Here is a 4,332-nt window from a genome sequence, read left to right on the forward strand (position 1 = left end):
CCCCCCCCCCCCCCCCCCCTCAGCCTGCCGAAGCCCTCTTTTCGACAGGCTGGAAGACTGTTTAAATCTTAAAAACCGTTTTTAAAAGTCGTTTGATCCGGCATGAAAGGGAACCCTGATGGTTCATCCCCGCGCCAAGCGCCGGCGCAAAGCGGCGGCGGCGCTCCGAACCGCCCTGCGGGGCAGTCTCCGCTCCGGGGCGGTCAGGCCAGCCCGAAGCGGGAGGCGTCCTCCCACTCCGTCAGGCCGAGGCGCTGCCGCGCCTTGGCCTGCTCCAGCGTCAGCCTGACAGGGTCCTCCTGCAAATAGTCCAGCAGCTCCTGAATGCCCTCCCTGGTAAGGTTGCTCACCTCGAAGATCCGCTCACAGCCGGAGTTGACCATCCAGTTGCGCACCATGGGCACGTTGGCGTAGGGGGAGTCAATCTTCGTGATGATGCCGATGAGCGGCCGGTTGGTGAAGCACTGGCAGTTGGCTTCAAAAACGCTGAAGGGCTCGTCAGCCGCCATCAGCAGGGCCAGCACGTCCGCCTCAAAGGAGAAGCAGGCCAGCCCCAGCCCGCACCGCTTGGTCTCCGAATACTCCCCCGGCGAGTCAATGATGTCCGTCCCCGTGTTGGTGTACTGGGTCTTGTGGTAGTGCAGCTCCTCGCCCGATAAAATCTGGGTCAGGGAGGTCTTGCCCGCCTCGCTCCGGCCCATCAGAAATAACTTCTTCATCTCTCTTTGTCACCGCTCCGTAAGTTCACAGACGGTGAAGCCCAGCTCCGTCCGAAAAAATTCCACCACATGCTCCAGGGCGCTCTTGACCTCCGCCCGGCTGCCCAAAAGGATCACCGCGCCGCTGAACCGGTCCAGGAAACCCAGCTCTACATTTCCGCTCTTCATGGCCACGTCGGCGGCCACCACCGTGGCCTCCCACGGGGTCAGGTGCAGCAGGCCGATGGACTGGCCGGTGTGATCCTCCCCCAGATGGGTGCCGATGTGCAGCCCCAGGTTTTCATAGACCCGCCGGTCTGTCACGCCGATGAGCTGGGCCAGAGAGAGCTCCTTGCCCACCACCCGGACCCGGACCGTACGCAGCTCCCTGCCCTTGAGTTCCTCATACCGCCGGGAGAATACCGCCTCCAGGAACTCCTCCCGTGTCATACGCTTCCCCATCGCCACGCCTCTTACCGCTTGGTGATCCTGCACACCACATACCCCAGCTCGTCGCGGAAGTAGTTTACAATCTCCGTCAGGGCAGAGGTGACGTCCGCCAGCTCGCCCGTGATGATGACCGTGCCGGTAAAGCGGTCGGCAAAGCCCAGGTATACGTCGCCGCTCTTCACCGCGATGTCGGCGGCGATCACCGCCGACTCCGGCGGGGTCATGTTCATGATGCCGATGGCGGCGGCGCCGTAGTCGATGGCCGGGTTCAGCCCCAGCTTCTGATAGATGATGGGGGCCGGCCCGCCGATGACGTGGGCAAAGGTGATCTCCTTGCCCGCCACCGTCTCCTGCACAATCCGAATTTTATCATTGGTATCGCTCATATGCGCTCCGCCCCCTGTATCCTTCTCTCCCAACGGGGCCATGCCCCGGTACGTATTTTTTATTATACTATTTTCTCCGCGGGAATGTCAATGCGCAGGGCGCTCTTGACAGGATGCGCCTGGCGGAGTAATATACTTATCAATAATATATATTATAGATAAGTATATGGAGGACGATTTTGTGAAACCGGATTGGGTTCAAATGTCAGAGTATATGCAGCAGCTGCGGCAGTTGGCCCGGCGGGCTGCCGTCCACCAGCGCCTGCCCCTGACCGGGTCGGAGCTGGAGCTGCTTGCCCGCCTGTGGATGGCGGAGGAGCCGGTGACCCCCCTGGGCCTGAGCCGGAGCATGGGCTTACAACAGGTGAACGTCAGCCGCCTCATCCGGGGCCTGCGGGCGCGGGCGCTGGTGGCGGCCGCCCCCTCCCCCACCGACCGGCGCAGCTATACCCTGTCTCTCACCCAGGCGGGACGGCAGGCCCTTCAGGACGGGTGCAGGGCGTATCTCTCCCCCCTCTACCGGATGCGGGAGGGGCTGGGGGAGGCGGAGTTCACCCGGCTGATGGAGGAGATCACCCAGGCCAACCGCCGCCTGGACGCCGCGGCCGTGAAAGGGGGTGGGGAGCCGTGTCCTTCTATGGACTGATGCAGTTGGGGGTGCCCCAGCTCAAGGGCCTGCTCCGCCAGGCCGCCGGGGCCGAGCGCAGGCGGCTTCTCCTGGCCCTGCTGGCCCGGGACGCCGCCTGTGTGGGGTTTGCGGTGGTGTTTATCTCCGCCCTCACCGCCCTGTTCGGTGGGGCCAACAGCCCCGCGGCGGTGGTCATTTTCTGTCTGCTACTCAGCTGCCGCTTTGTCCATTACAACTACCGCATGGCCGACACCCTGCGGAACATGGCGGCCGCCTTCGCCCTGCTCACGCTCGGGCCCGCCCTGGCCCCTCTGGGCGGCCCCCTGCTCCACCTGCTTCTCAACCTGTTCTGTATCGGAGTGCTGCTGCTCATCACCGCCGACCAGCCCGAGCTGGGCAACGCCTCCCTCTACCTGTTCAGCTATCTTTTCCTGTATGGAAATCCGGTCAGCGGGCGCTCGCTCGCCCTGCGGGGGCTGGAGATGCTGCTGGGCTTCGCCCTGTGCGCCGCGGTGCTCTACCATAACCACCGGGGCAGGACACCGGAGCGCCCCTTCCGGGCGGTACTCCGCGCCTTTTCCCTCGCCGATGAAAAGTGCCGCTGGCAGCTCCGGGTGGCCGTGGGCATCAGCCTGGCGGTGCTCACTGGGGAGCTGCTGGGCCTGCCCCGCATCATGTGGGTGGGCTTCTCGTGCAGCTCCATTCTCACCGCCTACGGGTCCCACCCCGTCCGGCGGGCGGCAGGCCGGGTGGGCGGCGTGCTGGGCGGCTCCCTGCTGTTCTGCCTGCTCTATCAGCTCTGCCCGCCCGCCCTCCACGGCGGCCTGGGCATCCTGTCGGGGCTCTGCCTGGGCCTGTGCGCCAGCTACGGCTTCTGCACCGTGTTCAACTGTCTGGGCGCCCTGCTCACCGCCAGCGCCCTCTTCGGTCCCGGCCCCGCGGCCGCCATCCGGGTGTGCAACAACGTGCTGGGCAGTCTGTTTGGTCTTTTCTTTGCACTGGTATGGCCCTGGCTTCTGGACGCGCTGTCCCGCCGCCGGACGGCGGCCCGGGAGAGCTAGCCCGCCAGGAATGCCACGTTGTCCCGGATGCGCCCATCCTCCGGAGACAGGGCCAGGGCCTGCCGGGCGGCCTCCAGGGCCTCGGCCCGCCGCCCGGTGTGGTACAGCCCCAGAGAGAGCAGATCCCAGGGCAGGCTCCCCCACGCCTCCGCCTCGCAGATATAGGTCTGAGGGCGGTCGGTAATTGCCAGGGCCTGACGGCACAGGTACACCACCCCGTCCCACTCCGCCTCCTCATAGAGCAGGCGCGCCAGCTCCAGGTAGGGCTCCCGCAGGTGAGGGGCCTCCCCGATGGCCCGCCACAGCCACCGCCGGGCCTGCTCCGACCGGCCCTTCTGCCGCCACGCCCGGGCGAGAAACCGCATGGAGGCGCACCGCTCATCCGCCCAGACGGCGGTGGGCAGGGACAGGTGGCGCTCCAGCGTGCGGATACAGTCGTCCCACCGGCCGTAGAACAGGTACTCCCGGCCCAGGTAATGGGTGTTGCGGTCGTCCTCCGGGGCCTCCGCCACCGATAGCTCCAGCAGGGGCAGGTACTGCCCCCGGGATTTGGCGGGGTCGGCGTGGTGGTCCAACTGCACCCCCTCCGCCGTGCACTTCCGCCCCGGTCCCCAGCCCTCCTGCCGCTCCAACACCTCGTGAACCGGGTGGGTCCAGCGGTATCCCCGGCGGGCGTGGATCTTCTCAATCCAGAACACGGTGCCCTCGGAGCCGTCGGCGTTGAAGTTCCAGGTATAGCGGTAGACCGCCTGGGTGGTCCCGTCCGTCCAGGCCGCCTCCAGCGCCGCCCGCCAGCCCGGGTGAAACACCTCATCCAGATCGGTACACACACAGATGTCCGCGTCCTCCGGTACCAGCTCCAAAGAGCGGTTGCGGGCCGTGTCAAACCGCCAGGGCTCCACCCTCTCTTCCACAACCACCGCCCCCAGGGCACGCAGGCGCTCCGCGGTCCCGTCGGTGGAGCCGGTGTCCAGCACATACACCCCGTCTGCCTCCGCCATGGAGGCCATCCAGCGCTCTGCATATCCGGCCTCGTTTTTGCAGATGGCATAAACCACAATCTTCACAAAGCAATCCCCCTTATAGGAACGCCGCGGGCGGCGCAGCAG

Annotated in this window: 6 protein-coding genes; 2 read left to right on the forward strand and 4 right to left on the reverse strand. The window is 66.0% G+C overall.

All coding sequences use genetic code 11. The annotated features are described in order from the left end of the window. Window positions 1-203: 203 nt before the first annotated feature. From ACESY8_RS15900 to ACESY8_RS15910, 3 genes are read right to left on the reverse strand one after another with little or no spacing between them, the layout of a single operon-like run. Complete coding sequence (locus ACESY8_RS15900) at window positions 204-719, reverse strand: EutP/PduV family microcompartment system protein (RefSeq protein ID WP_007490092.1); 516 nt, start codon at window positions 717-719, stop codon at window positions 204-206. 9 nt (window positions 720-728) lie between these two features. Further along, a complete protein-coding gene (locus ACESY8_RS15905; protein ID WP_007490091.1) occupies window positions 729-1,160 on the reverse strand; it encodes a BMC domain-containing protein in 432 nt (143 codons plus the stop codon). Window positions 1,161-1,171: 11 nt separating this feature from the next. Next, a complete protein-coding gene (locus tag ACESY8_RS15910) occupies window positions 1,172-1,534 on the reverse strand; it encodes a BMC domain-containing protein (RefSeq protein WP_009257311.1) in 363 nt (120 codons plus the stop codon). 202 nt (window positions 1,535-1,736) lie between these two features. Between ACESY8_RS15910 and ACESY8_RS15915 the strand changes: the two genes are divergently transcribed. Together ACESY8_RS15915 and ACESY8_RS15920 are read left to right on the forward strand one after the other, a co-directional pair. Continuing rightward, window positions 1,737-2,180 (forward strand): MarR family winged helix-turn-helix transcriptional regulator, encoded by a 444-nt coding sequence (locus ACESY8_RS15915; protein ID WP_157838637.1) that lies wholly within the window; start codon window positions 1,737-1,739, stop codon window positions 2,178-2,180. Then, window positions 2,162-3,223, forward strand: coding sequence for an FUSC family protein (locus ACESY8_RS15920; RefSeq protein WP_434307849.1), 1,062 nt, complete (start codon window positions 2,162-2,164; stop codon window positions 3,221-3,223). Before ACESY8_RS15915 ends, ACESY8_RS15920 begins: the two co-directional genes overlap by 19 nt. On the opposite strand, the gene ACESY8_RS15925 is transcribed toward ACESY8_RS15920, so the two are convergent. Next, a complete protein-coding gene (locus tag ACESY8_RS15925) occupies window positions 3,220-4,290 on the reverse strand; it encodes a glycosyltransferase (RefSeq protein WP_434307848.1) in 1,071 nt (356 codons plus the stop codon). The genes ACESY8_RS15920 and ACESY8_RS15925 overlap by 4 nt on opposite strands. Window positions 4,291-4,332: the final 42 nt, after the last annotated feature.

Source organism: Clostridium sp. ATCC BAA-442, assembly GCF_964239415.1.
Lineage (GTDB): Bacteria > Bacillota > Clostridia > Oscillospirales > Oscillospiraceae > Flavonifractor > Flavonifractor plautii.